The organism is Chromobacterium sp. Rain0013 (assembly GCF_015291765.1).
Taxonomy (GTDB): domain Bacteria; phylum Pseudomonadota; class Gammaproteobacteria; order Burkholderiales; family Chromobacteriaceae; genus Chromobacterium; species Chromobacterium haemolyticum.
Map to the genome: position 1 here is coordinate 3,558,796 of NZ_CP031514.1, position 22,444 is coordinate 3,581,239.

General features: G+C 62.4%; 19 protein-coding genes, 1 other RNA gene and 1 pseudogene. 12 read left to right on the forward strand and 9 right to left on the reverse strand.

Annotated elements, in window-relative coordinates; genetic code table 11:
* Positions 1-39 precede the first annotated feature (39 nt).
* Positions 40-372, forward strand: a complete 333-nt coding sequence (locus DXT74_RS16395; protein WP_194426495.1) for a hypothetical protein — start codon at positions 40-42, stop codon at positions 370-372.
* Between the two features lie 95 nt (positions 373-467).
* On the opposite strand, the gene DXT74_RS16400 is transcribed toward DXT74_RS16395, so the two are convergent.
* Both DXT74_RS16400 and DXT74_RS16405 read right to left on the reverse strand, forming a co-directional pair.
* Positions 468-986 (reverse strand): hypothetical protein, encoded by a 519-nt coding sequence (locus DXT74_RS16400; RefSeq protein ID WP_081556755.1) that lies wholly within the window; start codon positions 984-986, stop codon positions 468-470.
* A gap of 149 nt (positions 987-1,135) precedes the next feature.
* A complete protein-coding gene (locus tag DXT74_RS16405; RefSeq protein ID WP_043631256.1) occupies positions 1,136-1,480 on the reverse strand; it encodes a hypothetical protein in 345 nt (114 codons plus the stop codon).
* 161 nt (positions 1,481-1,641) lie between these two features.
* On the opposite strand from DXT74_RS16405, the gene DXT74_RS16410 reads away from it, so the two are divergent.
* The gene (locus DXT74_RS16410; RefSeq protein ID WP_194426496.1) at positions 1,642-1,965 is read left to right on the forward strand and encodes a hypothetical protein; all 324 of its coding nucleotides are present in this window, start codon (positions 1,642-1,644) and stop codon (positions 1,963-1,965) included.
* A 285-nt stretch (positions 1,966-2,250) separates the two neighbouring features.
* Here DXT74_RS16410 and DXT74_RS16415 read toward each other — a convergent pair whose 3' ends face one another.
* The gene (locus DXT74_RS16415) at positions 2,251-2,607 is read right to left on the reverse strand and encodes a DUF4180 domain-containing protein (RefSeq protein WP_194426497.1); all 357 of its coding nucleotides are present in this window, start codon (positions 2,605-2,607) and stop codon (positions 2,251-2,253) included.
* 228 nt (positions 2,608-2,835) lie between these two features.
* On the opposite strand from DXT74_RS16415, the gene DXT74_RS16420 reads away from it, so the two are divergent.
* The 4 genes from DXT74_RS16420 to DXT74_RS16435 are packed head-to-tail and all read left to right on the forward strand — an operon-like array spanning position 2,836 to position 6,968.
* Entirely contained in the window at positions 2,836-3,651 is an 816-nt protein-coding gene (locus DXT74_RS16420; RefSeq protein WP_194426498.1) for a hypothetical protein, read from the forward strand.
* Positions 3,648-4,832, forward strand: coding sequence for a hypothetical protein (locus tag DXT74_RS16425; protein ID WP_114152249.1), 1,185 nt, complete (start codon positions 3,648-3,650; stop codon positions 4,830-4,832). The genes DXT74_RS16420 and DXT74_RS16425 overlap by 4 nt, the downstream gene beginning before the upstream one ends.
* A 22-nt stretch (positions 4,833-4,854) precedes the next feature.
* On the forward strand, positions 4,855-5,781 hold the full coding sequence (locus DXT74_RS16430) for a glycosyltransferase family 2 protein (protein WP_194426499.1): 927 nt from the start codon (positions 4,855-4,857) through the stop codon (positions 5,779-5,781).
* Positions 5,778-6,968 carry an AMP-binding protein gene (locus tag DXT74_RS16435; RefSeq protein ID WP_194426500.1) on the forward strand — a complete coding sequence of 397 codons (1,191 nt, stop codon included), beginning with the start codon at positions 5,778-5,780 and terminating at the stop codon, positions 6,966-6,968. Before DXT74_RS16430 ends, DXT74_RS16435 begins: the two co-directional genes overlap by 4 nt.
* Before the next feature lie 84 nt (positions 6,969-7,052).
* Here the strand turns inward: DXT74_RS16435 and DXT74_RS16440 are convergent, their stop codons facing one another.
* Positions 7,053-7,754, reverse strand: a complete 702-nt coding sequence (locus DXT74_RS16440) for a hypothetical protein (protein WP_043631225.1) — start codon at positions 7,752-7,754, stop codon at positions 7,053-7,055.
* Between the two features lie 496 nt (positions 7,755-8,250).
* Between DXT74_RS16440 and ampH the strand changes: the two genes are divergently transcribed.
* Entirely contained in the window at positions 8,251-9,363 is a 1,113-nt protein-coding gene (ampH, locus tag DXT74_RS16445; protein WP_043631220.1) for a D-alanyl-D-alanine-carboxypeptidase/endopeptidase AmpH, read from the forward strand.
* Between the two features lie 190 nt (positions 9,364-9,553).
* Positions 9,554-10,720, forward strand: a complete 1,167-nt coding sequence (gene ampC / locus DXT74_RS16450; protein ID WP_194426501.1) for a class C beta-lactamase — start codon at positions 9,554-9,556, stop codon at positions 10,718-10,720.
* 64 nt (positions 10,721-10,784) lie between these two features.
* On the opposite strand, the pseudogene DXT74_RS23225 reads toward ampC, so the two are convergent.
* Positions 10,785-11,027 (reverse strand): annotated as a pseudogene (locus DXT74_RS23225) (SMR family transporter); the annotation flags it as partial.
* A gap of 528 nt (positions 11,028-11,555) precedes the next feature.
* Here DXT74_RS23225 and DXT74_RS16455 point away from each other — a divergent pair.
* Positions 11,556-14,654, forward strand: a complete 3,099-nt coding sequence (locus tag DXT74_RS16455) for a response regulator (protein ID WP_194426502.1) — start codon at positions 11,556-11,558, stop codon at positions 14,652-14,654.
* Positions 14,651-15,751 carry a two-component system response regulator gene (locus DXT74_RS16460; RefSeq protein WP_194426503.1) on the forward strand — a complete coding sequence of 367 codons (1,101 nt, stop codon included), beginning with the start codon at positions 14,651-14,653 and terminating at the stop codon, positions 15,749-15,751. The genes DXT74_RS16455 and DXT74_RS16460 overlap by 4 nt, the downstream gene beginning before the upstream one ends.
* A gap of 146 nt (positions 15,752-15,897) precedes the next feature.
* On the opposite strand, the gene DXT74_RS16465 is transcribed toward DXT74_RS16460, so the two are convergent.
* Positions 15,898-16,341, reverse strand: a complete 444-nt coding sequence (locus DXT74_RS16465; RefSeq protein WP_146176120.1) for a hypothetical protein — start codon at positions 16,339-16,341, stop codon at positions 15,898-15,900.
* Positions 16,342-16,809: 468 nt separating this feature from the next.
* Between DXT74_RS16465 and ssrA the strand changes: the two genes are divergently transcribed.
* Both ssrA and DXT74_RS16475 read left to right on the forward strand, forming a co-directional pair.
* Positions 16,810-17,174, forward strand: a transfer-messenger RNA (tmRNA) gene (ssrA, locus tag DXT74_RS16470).
* Positions 17,175-17,541: 367 nt separating this feature from the next.
* The gene (locus DXT74_RS16475; protein ID WP_194426504.1) at positions 17,542-17,748 is read left to right on the forward strand and encodes a hypothetical protein; all 207 of its coding nucleotides are present in this window, start codon (positions 17,542-17,544) and stop codon (positions 17,746-17,748) included.
* Positions 17,749-17,829: 81 nt separating this feature from the next.
* Here DXT74_RS16475 and argS read toward each other — a convergent pair whose 3' ends face one another.
* The 3 genes from argS to DXT74_RS16490 form a co-directional block, all read right to left on the reverse strand.
* On the reverse strand, positions 17,830-19,548 hold the full coding sequence (argS, locus tag DXT74_RS16480; protein WP_114152242.1) for an arginine--tRNA ligase: 1,719 nt from the start codon (positions 19,546-19,548) through the stop codon (positions 17,830-17,832).
* Positions 19,549-19,715: 167 nt separating this feature from the next.
* The gene (locus tag DXT74_RS16485; RefSeq protein WP_081862495.1) at positions 19,716-20,750 is read right to left on the reverse strand and encodes an MBL fold metallo-hydrolase; all 1,035 of its coding nucleotides are present in this window, start codon (positions 20,748-20,750) and stop codon (positions 19,716-19,718) included.
* Between the two features lie 94 nt (positions 20,751-20,844).
* Positions 20,845-22,341, reverse strand: coding sequence for a DUF3138 family protein (locus DXT74_RS16490; RefSeq protein WP_194426505.1), 1,497 nt, complete (start codon positions 22,339-22,341; stop codon positions 20,845-20,847).
* Between the last annotated feature and the right edge of the window lie 103 nt (positions 22,342-22,444).

Sequence of the window (22,444 nt, forward strand, 5' to 3'; positions counted from 1 at the left end):
CGTCGGCGATGCCGCGTTGAAAACGGCTTCGAAATGCTCATGTACCACGCGGACATTCCGCTGACGCGGACGCTGCGCGTCGCCGATCTACAGCCGCAATCCTTCAATGCCCGTTGGAAAAACCTGGGCAGGCTGGGCGCATATTACAGCTGGGGATTCACCCTGAAGACGGGCCGACAGGCCACAATGGACAAGCTGCTGGTCCTGCTCGAAAGCGCGGCCCACAGCACAACGCCGGCTCCGGCCACGACATCCACAGCGAAAGCCTGGCCCTGGATGAGCAAGGGCGGCCGGATGCGCCGGTGTTCGGAAGCATCATCGGCGCCACCCGCACCATGCGGGAACTGCAAATCAAACTGGACCCGGAACTGAAACGCGCCATCGTCTCCTGCTCGCTGCAAGGCAAGGCCTCGCCGGCCTTGATCAGCGCCTCTCCCTCTCTGGGCGAGCGGATGGAGAACAGGCTCTCAACGCCAATACACCCGCTTGGGCTTTTCCCACGCGCTCTTGGTCCACACCTTGACGCCGAAGCGGCGGGCCAGTTCCAACGCATGTTGCTTGTCCGCCGCAGCCAGCCGGTGGTAGCGCACCGGGATATCCTTGGAGCCGCAGCGCAATAACGTCATCCAGTGCGCTTTCCACAAATGACGCACCACCACCGCGCTGGGCGCCTGCCGGGTCAATACCCACTCGTCGCCCAATAGCATCACCCCGTCCACCTGCTCCACCGGCATCGAATGCCAGGCCTCGGCCACCGCCCGCCAGCCCACCAACAACAAGATGCCGGCGGCCATCACATAACCGGGAGTCTCCCTGCCGTCGCTTTCGCCACTGGCGATGAACAACAGAAAAAAACCCATCAATAACAGCGGGCTGTTCTTCAGCAACAAACCCGGCAGCAAGGTGCTCACATCCACCGCCGGGCGCACCAGCAAACGCGCGCCGGCGGCCTCCCGGCCTTGGTCCCGCTCATTATCGTCTTGCAAACCATCCCCCCTGTTCTGAAGCGCGCCCCAGACCGAGCCCCGATGCGGAAAGCCCGCATTCTACGATCAGCCCGTGCTCAGCAAGGCAAACAGCGACAGCGCCGCCTTGCCTTTGCTCAACATCACCGCGGCTCCGCCTCTGGCGCGGCTTACTGGTCCAACCAATCGTCCAGATGGCAGGACTCGCCAGAACGGATCGCCTCGATTTCCTCCACCCTCAAGGCCGGCTTGCCGTCCCGTTCCTCAAACTCGCCCAAGATCCGGGCCGAGGTTCTGGCCCTGTCGTCCAGCGCCTGCGGCGACACGCCCGGCCATTCCGTCAACGGCCGGCCTTCCCGGCTCAGCAGCAGATAGACAGGCTTGCCGATGCTGCAGCGAGTCAAGCGCATGGCCCCCTCGTTCATGCTCAACATGCCGATATAAATATCCGCCGCCATTGCGGCAAACGGCGTCAGCGCGCCCAAAACCGCCAGCATCACCTTTCGCGAAAACATGCTTGTCTCCTTGCGGCCGCCATTGGAGCGACGGCCAAAAAATCGATCGGCATGTTAACCGTTCCCTCGCGAATAGACCAGTCTCGCCGGGAGCGCGGCTAGCCGTCGCCGGCCGCTCTTGCTATATTGGCGGCCTTCCGTCCTAAGCCCACTCGCCGCCCATGACCCTCCCCGCCCGTTTCCTCTTCGCCAGCTTGGCTCTGGCTCTGACGGCCGGCTGCAAGCCGCAGGCGATGCAGGCCAGCTACCACTGCGCAGATGCCACCCGCTTTCACTTCAGCCGCCAGAGCCAGACGGTGGAGTTGATTCGCGGCGAACAGCGCTTTCAGGGTTATATGGATGAGCGCGGGCTCCTGACCTGGCCGCGCGGCAACACCGGTTTGCCACTGCCGGACAGCTTCTTCATCACCCGCAAGCAGCCGGACCAAATGAAGCTGTACGGCGGTTTCGCCGGCACCGGCCTCGCCTGCGAACTGGATAGATGACAGTTTCCCGTTTTGACGGCGCCCGATTGTCAACTCAAGCGGTAATCCGCCCCACACAAAGCACCGCACCCGGCCAGCTTCTGGTTCCGATCACGCCTATCCACATGGTTCTCAAGAACAGTTTCCATGCAACGACAGGTCATGCTGACGGCCCCGCCGCAGCGCAGCGGATCGTGAACAGGTTGAAAGCCGGCAGCCCCGCTCAGGGGCCGCTGCCCTCATCCGCGCCCCTTCCCCAACGCCAGCCTCCCCCCCGGAACCGCCGCTTTTCCTACAGCTTCGCCCTCAATGCTGCGCCGCCAACCAGGCCAGAGCAGCCTCCCTACCGTCAAACACGCGAAACTGCCGGCCCTGGCGCGCTTCGTTCAGGTACTCGCCAAATCTCTCCCCATAAGCGGCGCTGTCTGCGAACATGCCGGCCACGGCGAGGCGGTAGTTGACCAGCTTCTGGATGAACTCCCCGGCAAAACGGCTGCTCAAGTCAAAAAAGGCCGGCGGCAAGGCTTCTTCCGCCAGCAGCACGCACGGCGCGTCGTGCTCCGCGCATAGCGCCACCAGTTCCAGCGCCTGATCCAGGCTTTCCACGCCGGCACGGCATTCAATCCACCTTGCCTGTTTGACGGTCATCACTTGAGCTTGCATTTCCGCTGCCTCGCTTGCCGGAAAAGACAAATAATGCCAAATCAATATACGGTGCGGCAAGCGCCATTAGATCATTCATGCGGATTTTCAATATCGTGGTAGTACCTATATCGGCAGTCTGATCCTTAAACCATATTGATGTCTGTCCGACCGAAAAAGGAACGGGCCAGCGGCCTTCCCGTCCGGCCCGCCGCGGCGCGCACTCAATGCCAGCAAGGGGTCCTGCTCATGAATCATCTCAGCCATATCATCATGCCAGTCCTGCGGGATTTGCCCGCCTCCCACCTCAAACGCGAGCTGCTGGAAGCCTTTGAACGGCACGGCCGCCACTTTGAAGCAATCGAAGCCGGCTTTGCGCGCCTGACCGCCCAGCGGCAAAGTCCTGAGACCTTGCGCCGCTTTTTTCAAAGCTGGAGCCAGACCAACAATAGCGCGATGACGGTGGCCGGCATCAGCAACCGCATGACCTTGCTCATTCACACCGGCCGGCCGGTGGCGGACCGCGAAGCTTTATTGGCCGCCATGGTCTGCTTGAACCGCATCGTGGACGAGGATCTGGCGGTCACGCACAAGATTCTGCACGCCCAGATGTACTACAACATGGCCACGGGCATTGTCGGAGATGACCAGTGGCTGTCCCATGCCTACCTCCACCCCAGCGCCAAGGCCTTCAAGAGCTGGAAGGACCATCAGTCGCTGCGCGAGCCGGACCTGGCCATTGCGCTGCTGACCACGCTGACGCACGAGATCTACACTCACGGCGAAGTGGAGTTCATCCTGCCTTTGTTCCGCCGCTGGCTGACTCAAACCCTGGGCTTCGCCGAGCGCGACGCCACTCGTACGCTGGGCTGGATCAGCGTGCACTGCGGCCCCACCGAGAAAAACCACTTCTTTCACGCCATGAACGCCATCCGCCACTACGCGCGGGCCATGGCGCTGGATTTGGAACGCTATAGTCTGGACGGCATCGTCGGCGCTTACCTGGAGCAAAAGGCGGCGGTGCTGGAAACGGTGGCGCTGGACGTCGCGGTGGAAGCGCTGTGAGCGGAACCGAACCGCCGCTCTTGCGGCTGGCGGACCAGGCCGCCGCCGCGCCGCCCGCCTGGCCGCCGGGCACGCCGCCGCTATTCGCCCCGGAGCAGCTGGCGCGCGCCCGCGTGGAGGTATCCGCCGGCTATCTGAGCAGCCTGCATCGTCTGAGCGCGCTGCTGGACGCCGCGTTCCGGGCCATCGTCGGCCGCTATTTCCTGGACCCTCGCATCCGGGCGCTTTATCAGTTGCCCAAAGCGATGGAGGCGCTGCTGCTGCACGCTCACGGCCGGCCTTACCGCGTGGGATTTTACCGCCCGGACTTCATTTACGACCGCGGGGGCCTGCCGCGCATCTGCGAGGTGGGCGCGCGCTATCCAATGAACGGATGGATGATCAGCCACTGGCTGGGCCAGGCTGAGGGAGACGACGCCTTCTTGCAAACGCTGCGTCAATGGCACCCGCCCGGCTGCGTGGTGGCGCTTGTGCACGCCCGCGAGCCCGGCACCGAGATTTTTCTGCTGGCAGAAACGCTGCGGCGCGACGGCGCTCACTTTCTGTCCGCCCGGCCGGAAGCGCTCAGCGTCCGCAACGGCAAACTGTGGCTGAACGGCCGCGCAGTGGATCGCTGCATTCTGGAAATGGACCGTAGCGAACTGCCACTACTGCCGGACAAAGCGCTGGATCAGTTGCTGGATAGCGGCGCTTATTTCAACGACATCCGCACGCTGATCCTGGTGCACGACAAGCGTTCTCTGGCGGTCCTTAATCGGGAGGACATCATGCGGGACTGCCTGGACACCGATGATTACGCCGCCCTCCGGCCCTTTCTGATCCCCTCCTTCGCGCCGGCTTCGCAGGAGGAGGCCGAAGCCCTGTTGGCGCTTCCCGGCGATTTCATCGCCAAGCCCAGCAGCGGCGGACGCGGCCTGGGCTCGCTGGTGCGCTCCGCCTGCGGTGAAGCCGCCTGGCGCAAGCTGGTGCGGGAGCAATGGCCGCGGTACATGTTTCAAAACTATATTGAACAAAGCGAATTCGAGGACCCGGAAAGCCGACAGCTCATCCGGCTGGTGGGCATGCAGCTATGCCGCGACGCGGAAAGTTACGGCCCCGGCGTGTTTCGCGGTTCGGACGAGTTGATCATCAATCTGCACCAACGCCGCGGCAAGCTGTACTCCGCCGCCGCCGCGGCCTGAACCGGTTTGCACAGGGGGCTTCATGCGGCATTCCGTCATTATTCCGCTGTACAACAAACGAGCCTACATCGGTGAAACCATCGCCTCGCTGGCGGCGCAGGAGAAAGCGCCGCACGAGATCATCATCGTTGACGACGCCAGCACCGACGACAGCGCCGAGGCGGCGGAACACGCCTTGCGCCACCACGCTCAGGATTTAAGCCATACCCGCAGCGTGCTGCTGCGGCTGCCGCGCAACAGCGGCCCCGGCGCGGCGCGAAACGCAGGGCTGGCGCTGGCGGGCGGCGAACTAGTGAGCTTTCTGGACGCGGACGACTGCTACCGCCCGGACTGCCTGCGCTTGCTGGAGCAAAAAATGAACGAGCACCGGCTGGACCTGGCGGTGCTGGGCTATGACAGCGTGCCGCAGGAGGAGCGCTTCCCGCAACTGGACGCCCTGCGCGCGGAGTGGGAGCCCCTGGAGGACGAAGTTTTCCTGCTTCCGCGCCCGCTGCGCACCGCCGGCCATCCTGATTTTTTCATGGGCCGGGCCAGCAATGTGGCCGCGCGGCGGCAATGGCTGCTGACGCAGCGCTACGTGGCCGGCGCGCGCTTGAACGAGGGCATCGATTTCTGGTATCGGGTGCTGAAGGAGATTGTCGCGCACGGCGGGCGCGCCGGAGTGCTGTCCGCTCCGCTGATTCGCTTCCGCATTCTGGCGGACAGCCTGTCACACCGGCCGTGCCGGGATTGGCGGCTGCTGGCCACCCCGCCCACCGTGCTGCGCTATGCCGGCAGCCAGGACGCGGACGAGCTGCGCCTGGCTCGCATGCTGGCGCAGCGCTGGCTGGATTACGCGCAAGAATCGCTGCCGGACGCGGCGCAGCGGCGCGCCTTCCTAGCCCGCCATCGCCCGTTGCTGATCCAGCTGGGACTGCCGCAAACAGACGCGGCGAGGCTGCCGGCATGAACGCGCCGCTGACCCAGCCTTCCGCGCCGGCCCGTCAGCAAGCCTTGTTGCGAGAGTGTTTCGAGCTTGCCCGCGCCCATCCCTTCTATCAGACGCTCTACCGCGGCGTAGACTGCGCCGACGCCGCGCAGCCGCTGGAAAAAGCGGTTCTGCAAGCCGCGCTGGCGTCGTTTGCGCCGGAACGGGAAGCTTCCGGCCTCTATCTGGTGCGCTCCGGCGGCAGCACCCAGGCGGCGCTGACCTTCCCGGTGGATATCGCGGAAAACCTGGCCCAACGACAGGCGCTGGCGGACCGGCTGCGCGCCGACGGGGTGTTCGGCCCCGCCAGCATCGCCCTGAATCTGTTTGGCTACGCCAACCTCTACCGCACCGCCGCCATCGTCGACGATGTGCTGGAGCGCTGCCAGGCCACCACCCTGCCGATGAGCGCCCACGCCGCCGACGCCGACATCCTGGCCGCGGCGCGGCAGTTCCGCCCCAGCCATATATTGGGCACCCCGTCGCGGCTGGCGCTGTTCGCCGCCCACCTGGAGGCCGCGGATGAGCGTTTGGAGATTCCGCAACTGCTCTACGCCGGTGAAACCCTGCACGCATCCACTCTCGCGCGGCTGCGCGCCGCTTTGGGCGCGGGTCAGGTCTGGTCACTATACGGCGGCGCGGAAACCGGCATCTGGGCCTGGAGCGACGCCAGCCGCCGCCCCGGCCTGTTTCGGGTGCTGCCGCGGGTGGCGGTGGAGATCCTGCAGCCGGACAACGCCGGTTACGGCCGCATTGCAGTCAGCAACGCCTGGCGGCGGCGCTTTCCGGTGTTTCGCTACTGCGTGGGCGACATCGGCCGCTGGGTGGAGCGCGACGGTGAACGCTGGCTGGAATTGCGCGGTCGCGACGGCCGCTCCTTCCGCCTCAATGAAACCACTTACGAACTGGACGACTTCGCGAAGCTGGCCGGCGCGGAAGACGGCTTCCAGATCCAACTGGACCGCGACCCAAGCGGCCGCGAGCGGCTGACCCTGCTGCTGGCCGGCCCGCTGCCCGCCCCCGCGGAGGCGGCCTTGCGCTCGCGCCTGACGGCCTTGCTCGGCCAGGCGGACGCCTGCGCCGTCGCGCTCATACCGGCGACGCGAGCACAATGGCGGCTGGACCCCATCACCAGCAAAACGCCGCCCATCGTGGACCTGCGGGCCTGAACGCCTGTTCAACATCCACCGACTTCGAACAAGCTGCCCCCGGCGGACCGCCATCCCGGCCGTCCGCCGTCCTCGCCCGCCCCCTCACAAGGTCTGGAAATAGAAGCGGTAATCGCCCTGCCCGAACAGCATCGACATACTGGTCAGATTGCTGTTGGCCGGCGTGCCCACCAGGGTCAGGATGGGAATGGAGTCGTGACCATATTGATACGCCTGGGTCTGCGGGTTGTAGCCGAACTGGTAGAAGGTGTCCACGCTGCCCACCTTGAAGGCGTACAAGCGATAGGTGCTGCCGTCGAACAACATCGACCAACGGTGGAAATCCGTATCTCCCGGCGCGCCGGTGACGTTCAAAGTGGGAATGGAGTTATAGCCGTACTCATAGTGGTTGGTGGAACGGTTGAAGCCAAACTGGTACAGCACCGTGGGCGCGCCCAAACGCCGCAAATACAGCCGATACGTGCTGGTGCTGCCATCGTAGAGCATGGACACGCTGCTGGCGTCCGCGTCCGGCGGCGCGCCGGTGATCTTCAACTCCGGGATGGAGTGGAAGCCGAACTCGTACTTGGACGTGGCCGGATTGAACGCGGCCTGATACAGGGTATCCGCGCTGCTGCCCTTGAAGAAATACATCCGGTAGTACTCACCGTCGTTGAGCATGGTCCAACGCGCCCAATTGGTATCGTTGGGCATATTGGCAATCGCCATATTGGGAATGGACCCGCCATAGGCGAATTTGTAAGTGCTGGTATTGGGCACATAAGCAAACTGATTGACTGATGGCATGACACTTTCCTCCATAAAGGTAAGTCAGCTGCCCCAACGCCGGCGCAAAGCCGGCGTCCTCCATACGGCAACAGCAGCTGGCAAAACCTGCGCAAACGACAACGCGCCGCACCGCCTCAGGGCGCGGGCTTGCACGTTCAAGCGGGTTTTGCCAGCGGTTCTACCTCTTGCTCTGCATGTGATAGAGCATGAGTCTCTCCTCCTCTCCGTGCAGCGGCACGGGCGAAGCGGACGAACAAACAGCCACTAAGTCGTCAATCAGGGGCGGGCGCCTTGGCGCAGACGAGGCGGGGCCGATAATGGCGGCGATAGGGACTTCAACTAGCCAGTAATAGCACCTCAAAAACCGGGCACGCCTGTACTTTTGGACTAGACCGTCTCAATCGGTTACAGCCGTTACAGATTGCGCGCTATGCCGCCGGCTTCCGCCGCCCATAAAATGCATGCCATCGACAGCGCCGATGATGCGCAGCCTCACCCAAGGGAAGCACGATCAATGAGAACAAAGGGATTCATCAGCCTGGCCCTGGCCGCCCTGCCGGCCGCGAGCCTGGCCGCCATGCCCATCGCCCAACTAAACCAGCACGCCGAGCGCATCTTCAAAGACAGCCAGGCGGTGGGCATGGTAATGGTGGTGATAGACAAACAAGGCAGCCTGCAACGTTTTTACGGAGAAACCCGCCCCGGCAGCCGCCAGACGCCGGACGCCAACTCATTGCTCCGCATCGCCAGCCTGAGCAAACTGATGACCAGCGAAGTACTGGCGGCCATGGTGCTGGATCAGCGGCTCAAACTGGACGACCCGTTGCAAAAGTTCGCGCCGGCCGGCGCCCGGCCAGCCAAGGCCTTGGGCGGCCAGCCCATCACCTTGCTGCACCTGGCCACCCACACCAGCGGCTTGCCCCGCGAGTTGCCGGGCGTCAAACCGCGCGACACGCCCGTATTCGTCTGGCCCAATCAGCAACAGCGCTGGCGCTGGCTGGTCAAGACCAAGACCCGATTCGCGCCAGGACAGAGCGCCCAATACTCCAACCTGGCTTACGATTATCTAGCCGACGCGCTGGCAGTCGCTGCCGGCAAGCCCTATCCGACCTTGCTGCGCGACACCGTCACCGGGCCGCTGGCCATGCGCGACACCACCTTCAGCCCCAGCCCCGCCCAGTGCGCGCGCCTGCTGCGCGGCGTGGAAACTAGCCCCTGCGTCAATACCAGCGCCGCCATAGGCAGCGGCGGCGTCTATTCCACCGCCGCCGACATGCAACGCTGGCTGCAAGACTTGGTGCGGCCGCAGAACGAGCAACGCAAACGCCTGTATCAGCAAACCTTCCAGATGCGCTATCAGCGCGCCGAGCTGCGCAGCCTTACCGGCATGGACGTGCCCGGCAAGGCCGATGCGTTGGGTCTGGGCTGGGTGGCTCTGCGCGAACAGCCGAACGCCCAACCTTTCCTGCAAAAAACCGCCGGCGGCGGCGGCTTCTTCAGTTATGTCGCCATTGATCCTCAACGGCAGACGGCGGTATGGGTGGCGCTGACCCGCGGCAAACAGACGCGCTACCAGGCCATGAGCGACGGCGTCAATCAATTGCTGCTGGCACTGAACCGCTCCTGACCACCTGTTTACGATCTCTGCTGCGCGTCGGCGATACCGCGTTGAAAACGCCTTGTCTCGCTAGATCGTAAACAGACTCCAAGCCCTGGCCCAGACAAGCCGGAACGGCAGAGGCGGCGACCGCGGCCCGGCCTCCGTCGCGTCCGACGCGCCGTTCTTTCTCTTCCCATATCTTGATGGAGGCATCGTCATGCCCTTAATCAATCGCCGCATCCTGCCGCTGTTCTGCGCCGCACTATCCGCTCACGCTCTGGCAGCCGCGCCTTCGCCCCAGGCCGCCGTGGACGCGGAGATCCCGGCGCTGATGCGCAAAAACGGCATACCCGGCATGGCGGTGGGCCTCGCCGTCGACGGCGGCGTCCAGGTCTACAACTACGGCGTCGCTTCTAAAACCGACCAAAGGCCGGTGACGAGCGCCACGCTGTTCGAGATCGGCTCGCTCAGCAAAACCTTCACCGCCGCGCTAGCCAGCTACGCCCAGACCGAGGGCCGGCTCTCGCTGGCCGATCCCGTGACCCAGCACCTCCCGGCACAGAGCGGCGGCGGCCTGGAGCGGGTCACGCTGCTGAACCTGGGCACTCAGACCTCCGGCCTTCCCTTGTTCGTGCCGGACAACGTCGACAACGCCGGCCAGTTGCGGCGATTCATGCGGCGCTGGCGTCCCAAACAGCCAGTGGGCAGCCAACGGATCTATTCCAATATCGGCATCGGGGTCCTGGGCCAGATCGCCGCCGCCAGCATGCGCATGCCCTATGCGGCGGCGGTGGAAGGCAGACTCTTCGCCAAGCTGGGCATGGACAACAGCTTCGTCAACGTCCCTTTCCAGAGAATGCGCGACTACGCACAGGGCTACGACAAGAACGACCGGCCCGCGCGGCTGACTCCGGCCGTGTTGGCGGATGAAGCCTACGGCGTCAAGTCCAGCGCGGCAGACTTGGCCCGCTTCCTCAACGCCAATATGGGCCTGTTGCCCATGGCGCCCAAGCTGCAAGCCGCGCTCGAGGACACTCATATCGGCTACTACCGCGCCGGAGAATTGACCCAAAGCCTGATCTGGGAACAATATCCGTATCCGGTGGCCTTGCCCCGGCTGCTAAGCGGTAACTCTCCCGCCTACATCTATCAGGGCATGCCGGCACAGCGCCTGGATCCGCCGCTGCCGCCGCAACCGCGGGCCTTCATCAACAAGACGGGTTCCACCAACGGCTTTTCGGCTTACGCCGCCTATATCCCGGAAAAGCGGCTGGGCATCGTGCTATTGGCCAACAAGTCCTATCCGCTGGCCGAACGAGTGAGCGCAGCTTACCGCATCCTGGCTCGGCTGGACCGCGGGCTGGCGCCGGGCGCCCAACCATGAGCGTGCGATAGCCGGCGGTCTTGAGCGCGACGATGGATGCGACCAGCGGCGACAGAGAGGCAAACTCCTTGTGGCTCTTTTTATCGCCCCAAAACAAGATGCCGGTCACCACCGTGCCCACCACGCCAATCCCGGTATACGCGGTATCGACAATCGACATTTCCATGGTTTTCATCGCCAGATAGAGTAGGAATAAGGAGCTGCTCAGGCCCAGCGCATACAATGCGCAGCCTCTGGCATGGCGTTTCAACGCAATGTCCCGGACACCCACCACTGCCAGGATTTCAAGCACGCCCGCCGCTAACAGATAAAACTAATCCATATCAATCTTTCACTTGCTTGAGTTGCACCACTGAAAACAAGATCGCCGCGATCGCCAGCATCGCGGCCAGACGAACCGGCTTGCCGAACAGGGCGACAGCGGCGTGATGGCGACAACCGGCCGCTCTGATTGCGCCGCACTGACCGTGGGCGGATCGCCCAAGAGGCTCTGCGCGCAAACACCAAAGGCGTCCACAAGAGCGAGCAAAGGTTGGACGACATTCGCGCCGCGCTGCTCAAGGCATACGCCGGCGTGGCGCCACCAACGCCATGAGCCACCTCCCCATCTCGCCCTCCCTCATCCTCCGTTCAAGCCCTCCTCGCTTCGCGGCAAAGCCGGCTCGGAGATGCATCCACGTCCCTCTTTGCAACTTCCTTCGATTTATCCGACGCTTGAAAGCCCAGAGCCAGGTAATGGACATTCCATCCCTTCTTGCGAGTCCATATGCTATAAAACAGCAAAATATGATTGCTTCATAAACACGAAATCCGTTGATGGATGGAGCTTCGACATATGCAGCAAACGCCCGCCTCCGGCAACGACGCATTCGAATTTCTATCCACTCTGCCGCCCAGCCCGACGCAGCGTCGGATGGCGCTGGCCGCCATTCTGGTATCCATACTGGTGTTTCTCTGCGTGCTGCCTTTCACCAAATTGCCCCTGCCCAAAGTGCCCGCCTTCATTCCCGCGTATCAGGCGGCGATGGCGGTGTGCGATCTGGTCACCGCGGCGCTATTGTTCGGCCAATACGCGATCTTGCACGCCCGCGCCTTATTGGCCCTGGCCACGGCCTATCTATTCACCGCGCTGATGGCGGTGGCGCACGCGCTGACCTTTCCCGGCGTGTTCGCGCCGGGCGGCCTGCTGGGGGCCGGCCCGCAAACCACGGCCTGGATGTATATGTTCTGGCACGGCGGCTTTCCGCTGATGGTGCTGGCTTACGCGCTGCTAGCCCAACGCGACGACGGCCCAAAACGCTTTGCCAGCCCGCTGCCGGCGGTACTGGGCTGCGTCGCCGGCTCGCTGGCGCTGATGGTGGCGCTGACGGCGCTGGCTACGCTGGGCCACCCCTGGTTCCCCCCCATCATGCAGGGCAGCCGTTACACGCCCATCATGTTTGGCGTGGTGTCCGCCGTTTGGGGCTTCAGCGCGCTGGCCTTGCTGCTGTTGTTGCGGCGCTGGAAGCGCACCTTGCTTGATGTCTGGCTGGTGGTAGTCATGACGGCCTGGCTGTGCGATATCGCCTTGTCCGCCATGCTAAACGCCAGCCGCTTCGACCTGGGCTTTTACGCCGGCCGCGGCTACGGCCTGCTGTCCGCCAGCTTTGTGCTGATCATTCTGCTGCTGGAAAACGGCCTGCTCTACGCGCGCCTGGCGGACACCGCAGGGCAATTGCGCGTGGCCAAGCAGCAGGCGGAGCACGCCACTCAGGCCAAGTCGATGTTCCTGGCCAATATGAGCCACGAAATCCGCACGCCGATGAACGCCATCATCGGGATGTCTTATCTGGCCCTGAAAACCAAGCTCACCGGGCAGCAGCGCGACTACGTCAGCAAAATCCACAACGCCGGCACCTCGCTGCTGGGCATCGTCAACGACATTCTGGACTTTTCCAAAGTAGAAGCCGGCAAGCTGGAAATGGAAGCCGAACCGTTCTGGCTGGACGATATATTGGAGGCGGTGTCCCCGCTGGTGGCGCAAAAAGCAACCGACAAATCTCTGGAATTGCTGTTCGAAGTGGGCTCTGACGTGCCCAAAGGCCTGGTGGGCGACGCCTTGCGGCTCAGCCAAGTACTGATCAATTTGAGCAATAACGCGATCAAGTTCACGGACAAGGGCCAAGTGGCCATCATCATCCGCCGGCTGGAACAAGTGGGCGACAAGGTCCATCTGCGTTTTTGCGTGCACGACACCGGCATCGGCATGAGCGAGGAACAAGCTGCGCGGCTTTTTCAGCCTTTCAGCCAGGCAGACGGCTCCACCACGCGCCGCTTTGGCGGTACCGGCCTGGGGCTGACCATCGCCAAGCGGCTGGTGGAACTGATGGGGGGCTCGATCCGGGTGGAATCCGCGCCCGGCTGGGGCAGCCTGTTCATGTTCAACGTCTGGCTGGGCGTGTCCTCCGCCGTGGACACCCGCCGCCAGGGCCTGCCCCGAGAGATCAAGGGCTTGCGCGTGCTGGTGGTGGACGACAACGCGTCGGCGCGAGACATCTTGTCCGACCAACTGCGGTCTTTGGGCTTTTTCGCTCAAACCTGCGCCTCCGGGCCGGAGGCCGTGGCCGCGGTCGCTCAGGCCAATCTGGATCGGCCGTTCGACGCGGTTTTCGTGGACTGGATGATGCCGGGCATGAACGGGGTGGAAACCATCTCCCAGATTCGCAGCATCAGCCGCAGCATCAAGATCGTCCTGGCCACCGCCTTTGGCCGCGACGACGTTCGCGCCCAAGGCGAGCTGAGCGGCTGCGACGCGGTCCTGATCAAACCCGTCAGCCTGTCTTCGCTCTACGACGTGGTGCTGGCGATGTTCGGGCCCCATCATAACAAAGGCATAGTGGCGCTCACCGAGGAATTGCCGCGCCTGGACGGCGTGCGCCTGCTGTTGGTGGAAGACAACCTGGTGAATCAACAAATCGCCGTAGAGCTGCTGGGCGACGCGGGCGCGCTGGTGACCTTGGCCAATCACGGCGGCGAAGCGCTGGCCCGCCTGGCCGCAATGGGCCCGCAGGGCTTCGACGCGGTGCTGATGGATGTGCAAATGCCAGTGCTGGACGGCATATCGGCCACCCGGCAAATCAAGGCCGACCCGCGTTTTTCCTCCTTGCCGGTGCTGGCGATGACGGCAGACACGCTGTCGGAGGAGCGGGAAGAGTGCATGAACGCCGGCATGGACGACTACATCGCCAAGCCGATTGACCCGCATGCGATGTTCCAGACCTTGCTGCGCTGGGTCAAACCGATACCGCCGGGCACGGAGCTCCGTCACGCCGTCTCGTCCGCGCTGGCGCTGCCGGACATCCCCGGCCTGGATCAACAAGCCGGCTTGAAACGCGTAGCCGGAAAACGCGAACTCTACCTGCATCTGCTGCGCCAATTCGTCGCGGAAGAGGCGGACGCAGCCGCCCGCCTGTCCGCAGCGCTGGCAATTGGAGACTACGTCCAGGCCGAACGCACTGTGCATACGCTAAAAGGCGTCAGCGGCAATGTGGGATGCGTGCAACTTCAGGATGCCGCCACCGCGGTGGAACGCGATTTGCGCTCGCGCGGCGCCGTTCGGCTGGCCCCGCTGGAAAACGCTCTTGAACAGGTGATGACGGCGCTTCGCGCCTGTCTGGAGGCGGAAGACCGTTTATCCGGCGCCATCGCGCCGAATGCGGACGCGCCGGCCGGTCCGGCGCTGCTGCGGCGGCTGGCGGCCCTGCTGGCCGCGAGCGACGGCGACGCCCTGGAACTCTTCCTGCAACAGGCGCCGGTCCTGCGCACTCTACTCGCCCCGAATGAATTCGCCGATTTCGAAAAAGCGCTGAATCAGTTCGACTTCGTCAGCGCTCTGACCTTGCTTCGCCACGCCGCGGCTGCCCAGCGCATCCCTTTGCCGGAGGACATAAGATGACGGACTCCGCACCGGCTGCGCCGCGCCAGACTGTTCTGATCGTGGACGACATGCCGGAAAACCTCACTTTGCTTTACGGTTTGCTCAAAGACCAGTACCGAATCCAAATCGCCAACAGCGGCGAACGCGCGCTGGAACTGTTGGAGGCCGAAACACTGCCGGACCTGCTGCTGCTGGACATCATGATGCCCGGCATCGGCGGTTTTGAAACCTGCCGCCAGGTCAAGGCCAACCCACGCACCGCGCGGATACCGGTGATCTTTCTGACCTCAATGGGCGAAAATGAAAATGAACAAGCCGGCTTCGACGCCGGCGCGGTGGATTACATCATCAAACCCATCTCTCCTCCCATCGTGCTGGCCCGGGTCAAAACCCATCTGCGGCTCAAAGCCGCCGCGGACTTTCTGGAAGACAAGTCCGCTTTCCTGCAAAGAGAGGTGGAGCGCCGTACCCACGAAGTGCAAGTCGTCCAGGACGTCACCATCCTTGCCCTGGCCTCGCTGGCGGAAACCCGCGACCATGAAACGGGCAACCATCTGCGCCGGACGCAAAACTATGTTCTCGCCTTGTGCACGCAATTGCGCAACCACCCGCGCTTCCAAGCCGCGCTGGATGAGGAAACCATTCAAGAACTGTTCAAATCCGCGCCCTTGCACGATATCGGCAAGGTGGGCATTCCGGACCATATCCTGCTCAAGCCGGGCAAGTTGACGCCGGAAGAGTTCGAAATCATGAAAACCCACACCACGCTGGGGCGCGATACCATCGCCTCCGCGGAGAGGCTGCTGAACTCTCCCAGCAGTTTTCTGCGCCACGCCAAGGAAATCGCGTACAGCCATCAGGAGAAATGGGACGGCAGCGGCTACCCTCAAGGCCTTGCCGGGGACGACATCCCCGTCTCCGCCCGGCTAATGGCGGTGGCGGATGTTTACGACGCCTTGATTTCCCGCCGCGTCTACAAGCCACCCCTCCCCCATGAACAGGCAGTCTCCATCATCCGCGAAGGCTACGGCAGCCATTTCGACCCGGACATCGTCGCCGCCTTCCTGGCCCTGACGGAAACTTTCCGCGCCATTGCCGAGCGCTATACCGACTAAGCATGCCTAGCGAGCAAGCAAAAACGCGTCGACATTCACCCGACAATAAGAAAACAGTCCGCGTCGAATAAACGACAAGAACTGTTTTACATTCAAATCAAAGCGCCAAGGCCGCCATCAGCGCTTTTCATTCACGGGAGCGCCGCTTAGGAAAGCAGGGATTTAACGGTGCTGCTGGTTTTATGCTCCACCAGCAAAGGCTCCATGCTGTCTCTTTTAGTCACGTCCAGATCATGCTTGGAAATAATTTCCTTCAACTGACAAGCCAATTCCGACATGCTGTACGAGCCTGCCTCAATATCAATCAGCAGGCCATCCACCCGGCTGCGGCTCAAGCGGTTGCTTTTCCACTTGCGCTCAAACCCCCCGGCGGCGGCCAAGCTGGACAAAGCCGCGGCGATTGAAGTCAACACGGTGGAATAACCTTTGAGATCATGCCCTTGCACCTGCAGCAAGCCCCCCACCACCACGCTGCAAAGAATCGATCCGAAGATGGCCGTATGATGGGCGAAGCTCCAAAGCCGCTGACCTTTGCTAAACCAGTTTCGCCATCTCATGGCTTCCTGCCTGAGCGCCTCTTTATCCATCATATTTCCTCCTCGCTGAGAAGTACGCATTTGCGGCCAGTCATGAAGTCAACATAGTCAATCCAACTGAAGTTGCAAATGTTCACGCGTAAAAAGGCCATTAATTTGAAATTGGCCTCTCCACATTCAGCCCTGATGGAAAAACCCTTAAACACTAAAGTTTTTTGGAAAGCGCATTCCGCTCATGAAAACAGGATAAACGAAACCCGGAGCGTTTCAGTCCATTGCTCATCAATAAAACTATCAATCTAGACTACCGTCTTGGTTTCCGACAGCCTGACTTCGCCTTTTCTTTAAGACATTGGCTTGCGCAAGAGAAACGCTAAATCTGTTTCAAGCAGAGCCATATGACAGGCATCATCCCTAGCCGACCTGGCCTTCCTCCCCGCCCGACAGCGGTTGAATTCGTACAAAAAAGGCCGCGGAACTAGCCTTGCGCGCCCATTGTCTATATAATCTGAATTCTTATCTGGGGGCGACCTGGTTTCGACGAGGGTTGCGAAGCAGATGAGGGCATACCGGGATTTCAGTCACCCCGTAAAACACTGAGTTTATTTAGTCGCAAACGACGAAACTTACGCTCTGGCAGCCTAAGGGCTAGCTAGACACTACAACGGTTCGCAGATGGGCCGGGGGCGTCAAAACCCTGTAGTGTCACTTTACATCTGCTAGTGCTATGTCGGGTTACTTGGCATAGTGCGAAACAATAGGTAACTCGCCAAAGTCCAGCCTGTCCGTCGGCGTGGCAGCGGTTAAATCCAAATGACACGACTAAGTATGTAGAACTCACTGTAGAGGACTTTCGGACGCGGGTTCGATTCCCGCCGCCTCCACCACAACACCATTTCATGACGCGTCATGAAAACTTGAAAACCCCGATAGCTCACGGCTTTCGGGGTTTTTTGTCGGTTTGCGCCACCCTTTTCGCAATGCGCCCCAATACGCAGCCAATCTATAACCCTATCGTCCCTCCCCCCGCCTACGTCCAGCGCGTCAACGACAATTTCGGCCCCTCCGGCGCGCAACCCGAAGCGGTGGTGAAGCGCGCCGGCCAGGCACTTTACCGCGCCAAGGCCAATGGCCGGAACCAAGTTGCGCTGGACACAAAGAGCGGAGCACCTTGAAGCCCCCCCAGCCGATACCATGACAAAGACATCACAATCGGCGTAGACTGCCCTCCGCCTCCATTCCAAGGATGTGAACATGAAAGAGCAAACGCTATCCGCGAAATACCGTGTTGAGGTGGGACGCGGCGACACGGCCATGCCGGCCGGCATGGCCAAGGTGCTGGACATGCTGGGCGCCTCCATCCAGCCGCCGGCGAACAAAGCAATGGGCGTCGAAGAGGCCGATCCGGCGGCGGACGCAAGCAGAGAAACCAAGGTCGGCAAAGCACCCGCCGCGCCTTGAACGCCCCCGCCATCCCCGGCCCCCATGAAAAATGCCGCCGGCGCGAAGCGCGGGCGGCATGCTTGAGCCGGAAAGACCGGTTTACATCGAATCCAGCACCTTGATGCCCAACAGATCCAGACCGGTTTTCAGCGTCTTGGCGGTCAGCGCCGACAACTGCAGACGGCTGGCGCGGACGTCGCCCTCGCTCTTCAGGATGGGGCAAGCCTCGTAGAAACGCGAGAACAGCGTGGCGATGTTGTACAGATACTGGGACAAGTAGTGCGGATAGCAGCCGTCCACCACCGCCTGCAAGGTATCCTCAAACTGAGCCAACGCGGCGGCCAGGTGTTTCTCCGCCGGCTCGGTAATGACGATGGCGGCATTGGCGTCGTAGTCGCCGGCCTTGCGGAATACGCTTTGCACTCGGGTGTAAGCGTATTGCAGATAGGGCGCGGTATTGCCCTCGAAGGCCAACATGGTGTCCCAGTTGAAGATGTAATCGCTCATCCGGTTCTTGGACAAGTCGGCGTACTTGACCGCGCCGATGCCCACGGCCGCGGCGATCTCGCGGCGCTCGGCTTCCGGCAGGTCCGGATTCTTCTCCGACACCAGCGCGAACGCGCGCTCTTCGGCCTCCTGCAACAGCTCGATCAGCTTGACCGTGCCGCCGGAGCGGGTCTTGAACGGCTTGCCGTCGTCGCCCATCATCACGCCGAAACCGACATGTTCCAGCTTCATGCTGTCCGGCGCGAAACCGGCCTTGCGGCAGATGGAGAACATCTGGGCGAAGTGCTGGCTCTGGCGCGCGTCCACCACGTAGATCACGCGGTCAAGGTTCAGAGTTTTATGGCGATAGCGCACCGCGCCCAGATCGGTAGTGGTGTACAGATAGCCGCCATCCTTTTTCTGGATGATCACGCCCATGGGCTTGTCTTCCTGGGTGCGGAACTCTTCCAGGAACACGACTTGGGCGCCGTCGTCCTCGGTCAGCAGGCTGGCCGCGCGCAACTCCTCGACGATGACCGGCAGATCGTCGTTGTACGAGGATTCGCCGCGCACATGCTCGCGCTTGAGGCCGACGTTGAGCTTCTGGTACACCGCTTCGCAATGCTTCAGCGATACGTCGACGAACTGCTCCCACAGCTTGAGCACTTCCTGGTCGCCGCCTTGCAGCTTGACCACGTAGTCGCGGGCGCGGTTGGCGAAATCTTCGCTTTCGTCAAAACGCACTTTGGCGTTGCGATAGAAGGTTTCCAGATCGGACAGCTGCAGCTCGGCGTCGCCGGCGTGGCTGGTTTCCACCAGGTAGGCGGTCAGCATGCCGAACTGGGTGCCCCAGTCGCCCACGTGATTGGCGCGCACCACGTCGTGGCCGACAAATTCCATCACACGGGCCAGCGCGTCGCCGATGATGCTGGAACGCAGGTGGCCGACGTGCATTTCCTTGGCCAGGTTGGGCGAGGAGTACTCCACCATCACGCGCTGCGGCGCAACGCGATGGATGCCTAGCTTGTCGTCTTTCAGGGCGGCTTCGCTTCGTCGGGCAAGATATTCAGGGGCTAAATGAATATTGATGAAACCCGGACCGGCGATTTCCACCTTGTCGGCGATGCCGGCAAGATCCAGCGCGGCAACCACTTTCTGGGCCAGTTCGCGCGGGTTGGTCTTAAGCTGCTTGGCAGCGCCCATCACGCCGTTGGCTTGATAGTCGCCGAATTCCGGCTTGGACGCCGGCTGCACCACGGCGGGCGCGTCCGGCGCGCCGGCTGCCGCCAGGGCGGCCTGCACCCGTTGATTGATCAGTTGAAGAATAGTCATTAGAGCCCCAAGAATTGCCGCGAAAACGAAAATTAGTCTTCGCTTCTGAAAAAAACTACCTGTTGATTGTATTCCCGCTTGCCATCAGGGGCAATGCTTGCAGCCAAGCCGCATCGGTAAAATAAGCCTCAAACGACGACGTTTGGGATTTACTGCCAAGATCGGACTCAAAACCAGCGTGTTTCGCCCATGGCCGGCCGTTGAAAGACCTCCGGCGAGATATTCCATAGCGCTAGCGCGGCGGCAAGATCGTCCTGCGGGCGATCCAGCGGCTCGTCGGTAAGGATGAAGCTGCCCCAATGCACAGCCCAGGCGGCTCGCGCCCCGGTGTCCAGCAAAATTCGCACAGCCTCCTCCGGATTCACGTGCTGCGGGCTGAGAAACCAGCGCGGCTCGTAAGCGCCTATCGGCAACAAGGCCAGATCCACCAAGCCGATGCGTTCGCCTATCAGCCGGAACAGCTGGTCCTGATAACCGGTGTCGCCTGGATACCAGAACTGCAGCCCATCGCCGCGCACGGCGAAGCCGCCCCACAGCGCGCGGTTTTCGTCGCCGAACATCCAGCGCTTGCTCCAATGATGGGCCGGCGTCAATTCCGCTTCCACGCCGTCCAGACGGTAACACTGCCACCAGTCCAGCTCATGGATGTGCGACACAGGCACGCCAGCGCGCCGCAAGGTCGCCCCCACCCCCAGCGGCGCGGCGAAATGCGGGCAGCTTGCCGGCTGGCGCGCCAGCCGGCTGACGGTGTTGAAGTCGAGATGGTCGTAATGATTGTGGGTAATCAGCACCAGATCGATCGCCGGCAGTTCCTGCAAAGCCATCGGCGGCGGCAACTGCCGTTCCGGTCCCGCCCACTGGAGCGGCGAGGCCCGCTGCGACCAGATCGGATCGATCAATATGTTCTTGCCGCACAATTGGATGAAGCTGGTGGCATGGGCCACCCAGGTCAGCGACGGCCGGCCCCGGTTGGCGTTCAGCGCGGCCAAGTCCGGTTCTTGGCGCGGAATGCGTTCCAGCCGGTGACGCACCACCGGCATGCGGCGGCGCTGCCATTCCCAACGCAGCACGTCCAGCAGCCGCGGTTGCTGGAAAGGAAATAGATTGTGGTAGCCATCGGCCCCATGATGGGCTTGCCGCGGATCGGGCCGATAACGCGGTAGCGGCCAGCGGTCTTGCAGCCAGGGTTTCAATCGCGACATGACATGGCGGTAACGAGGAAGGGATGGGCATTGTCGCCCATGGCCGGGCAAAACAAAAGGCGGCCCGCGCCGGGCCGCCCGTCCTCGCTCCTAATCAGAAGCTGTACACCGCCTGCGCGCCCAACATATCGTTGCTGCGACGGAAGCGACCGTCGTTGCGCAGGAACACGTCCTGGCTGGCCCAGTCGTGCCGGTACTCGAACTTCAGCGTCAGTTGGTCCGTCGGATAGAACAACAAGTCCGCGGTCAAGGCCTGGCGATTGGCGCCCTTGCAGTCGGCCACGCCGCTGGCCACGCAAGCCTGCGACACGCCAAAGCCGTTGACGCCGTCGTAGCCGTTGGCATTGAGCGCGACGCCGCCGCCGCCGCCTCCGTTCTTGCTGTTGTTCAGGTAGTCGTAACGCAAGGTGGCGCCCATCTTGCCCAGGAGATCTGTCACCCATTTGCGGTGCCCAAGCAACGAGACCCCATACCATTGCGCCGCGCCGCCGTTCCAGGCGGCGTTCTGCTGCCGTCCGTAATCGAACTCGGCGTTGTACTGGATATCGTTCAAGGTGTAGCTGGCGTCGACTTCGGTATAGAAGTAATTGCTGTATGGGTCCTTGCTGACGCACTGGTAGCCAAAGCCGCTGTTGCCGGCCAGACAACCGTTGCTCACCGGAGCGGGATTGCTGGCGGACTGGGCGGCGCTGGTCAGCAGCGTCTGGCGGCCGGCGTTGAAGGACCAGCCCAGGTCCAGCGCACTGCTCCAGGTGTAGTCAACCCGGCCGGTGAGCGTGGGCGTGTTGTTGCTTTTGACGATGGGGTTGCCGGTATCGCCATTGCTGCCGGTGGAGGCCAGATTAGCATGAGTGCGGTATTGCTCATTGCCCAGCATGAACTTCCACGCCCAGTCGCCGTGCGCCCAGTTGAAGCCGGCGCCGACATAGGAGCCCGGCACGCTGAAGTCGTACAGCAGGCCGTGGGTCAGCGTGGTCATCTGGTTGGATTGCTGCATTTCATAACCGCCGAAGCTGTTGACCAGGCCGGCGGTCAACGACCAGGTGTCCGACAGCGGATAGGTGAACTGCGCGGTGTTGATAATGTTGTTGCCGCTGCCGCCATCCAGCAGGGTGTTGCCGGAACCGCGGTTGGGCATGATGCTGATTTCCGCGCTGGGGGCGGTGGGTCCCACGCCAAAGGTCTTCTTGATGTCGAGATAGACGTCGCCAAAGGTGCTGTTGCTGTAGGCATAGGTATTCTGATGATTCAGAAACTGGAAGCCGGAGCTATTGTTGGCGCGGTTGTAGATATAGGTTGGGTCCAGGTAGCCGGTGACGCTAAGTCCGGCCAGCGGGCCGTCGGTGGCGGCGTTGTTGAGCTTGTCCACCTTCAGCTCCATGCCGGCCACCCTCTCCTTCAGGTCTGCGTTGGCCTCGTCCGCCGGCGCCTTGGCCTCGGTCGCCGCGGCCACCGCTTGCTGCAAGGCCTGCATCTGGCTCTGCAGCGCTTGTAGTTGCGCCTTGAGCTTGGCGAGCTCGTCCGCCTTGGCATCGGCCAATGCCATGCCAGGCAGGCCGGCTATCAGCGCGCTGATCAGTATTCTCTTCATTTCCCACTCCCTTGTTGCATGACTTTGGATACAACATTCGAGAACCGCCTGCGCTCATCCACGGACGCTCCGGCGCGGCAACGCCGCGCCGGCATGCGTGTTT

Bases quoted from the DNA above. Each gene is read 5' to 3' on its own strand.
- DXT74_RS16430 (WP_194426499.1), top strand. From the start codon at position 4,855: ATGCGGCATTCCGTCATTATTCCGCTGTACAACAAACGAGCCTACATC.
- DXT74_RS16415 (WP_194426497.1), bottom strand. From the start codon at position 2,607: ATGCAAGCTCAAGTGATGACCGTCAAACAGGCAAGGTGGATTGAATGC.
- DXT74_RS16490 (WP_194426505.1), bottom strand. From the start codon at position 22,341: ATGAAGAGAATACTGATCAGCGCGCTGATAGCCGGCCTGCCTGGCATG.
- argS (WP_114152242.1), bottom strand. From the start codon at position 19,548: ATGACTATTCTTCAACTGATCAATCAACGGGTGCAGGCCGCCCTGGCG.
- DXT74_RS16460 (WP_194426503.1), top strand. From the start codon at position 14,651: ATGACGGACTCCGCACCGGCTGCGCCGCGCCAGACTGTTCTGATCGTG.
- DXT74_RS16465 (WP_146176120.1), bottom strand. From the start codon at position 16,341: ATGATGGATAAAGAGGCGCTCAGGCAGGAAGCCATGAGATGGCGAAAC.
- DXT74_RS16435 (WP_194426500.1), top strand. From the start codon at position 5,778: ATGAACGCGCCGCTGACCCAGCCTTCCGCGCCGGCCCGTCAGCAAGCC.
- DXT74_RS16395 (WP_194426495.1), top strand. From the start codon at position 40: ATGTACCACGCGGACATTCCGCTGACGCGGACGCTGCGCGTCGCCGAT.
- DXT74_RS16440 (WP_043631225.1), bottom strand. From the start codon at position 7,754: ATGCCATCAGTCAATCAGTTTGCTTATGTGCCCAATACCAGCACTTAC.
- DXT74_RS16410 (WP_194426496.1), top strand. From the start codon at position 1,642: ATGACCCTCCCCGCCCGTTTCCTCTTCGCCAGCTTGGCTCTGGCTCTG.
- ampH (WP_043631220.1), top strand. From the start codon at position 8,251: ATGAGAACAAAGGGATTCATCAGCCTGGCCCTGGCCGCCCTGCCGGCC.
- ampC (WP_194426501.1), top strand. From the start codon at position 9,554: ATGCCCTTAATCAATCGCCGCATCCTGCCGCTGTTCTGCGCCGCACTA.
- DXT74_RS16420 (WP_194426498.1), top strand. From the start codon at position 2,836: ATGAATCATCTCAGCCATATCATCATGCCAGTCCTGCGGGATTTGCCC.
- DXT74_RS16485 (WP_081862495.1), bottom strand. From the start codon at position 20,750: ATGTCGCGATTGAAACCCTGGCTGCAAGACCGCTGGCCGCTACCGCGT.
- DXT74_RS16475 (WP_194426504.1), top strand. From the start codon at position 17,542: ATGAAAGAGCAAACGCTATCCGCGAAATACCGTGTTGAGGTGGGACGC.
- DXT74_RS16405 (WP_043631256.1), bottom strand. From the start codon at position 1,480: ATGTTTTCGCGAAAGGTGATGCTGGCGGTTTTGGGCGCGCTGACGCCG.
- DXT74_RS16455 (WP_194426502.1), top strand. From the start codon at position 11,556: ATGCAGCAAACGCCCGCCTCCGGCAACGACGCATTCGAATTTCTATCC.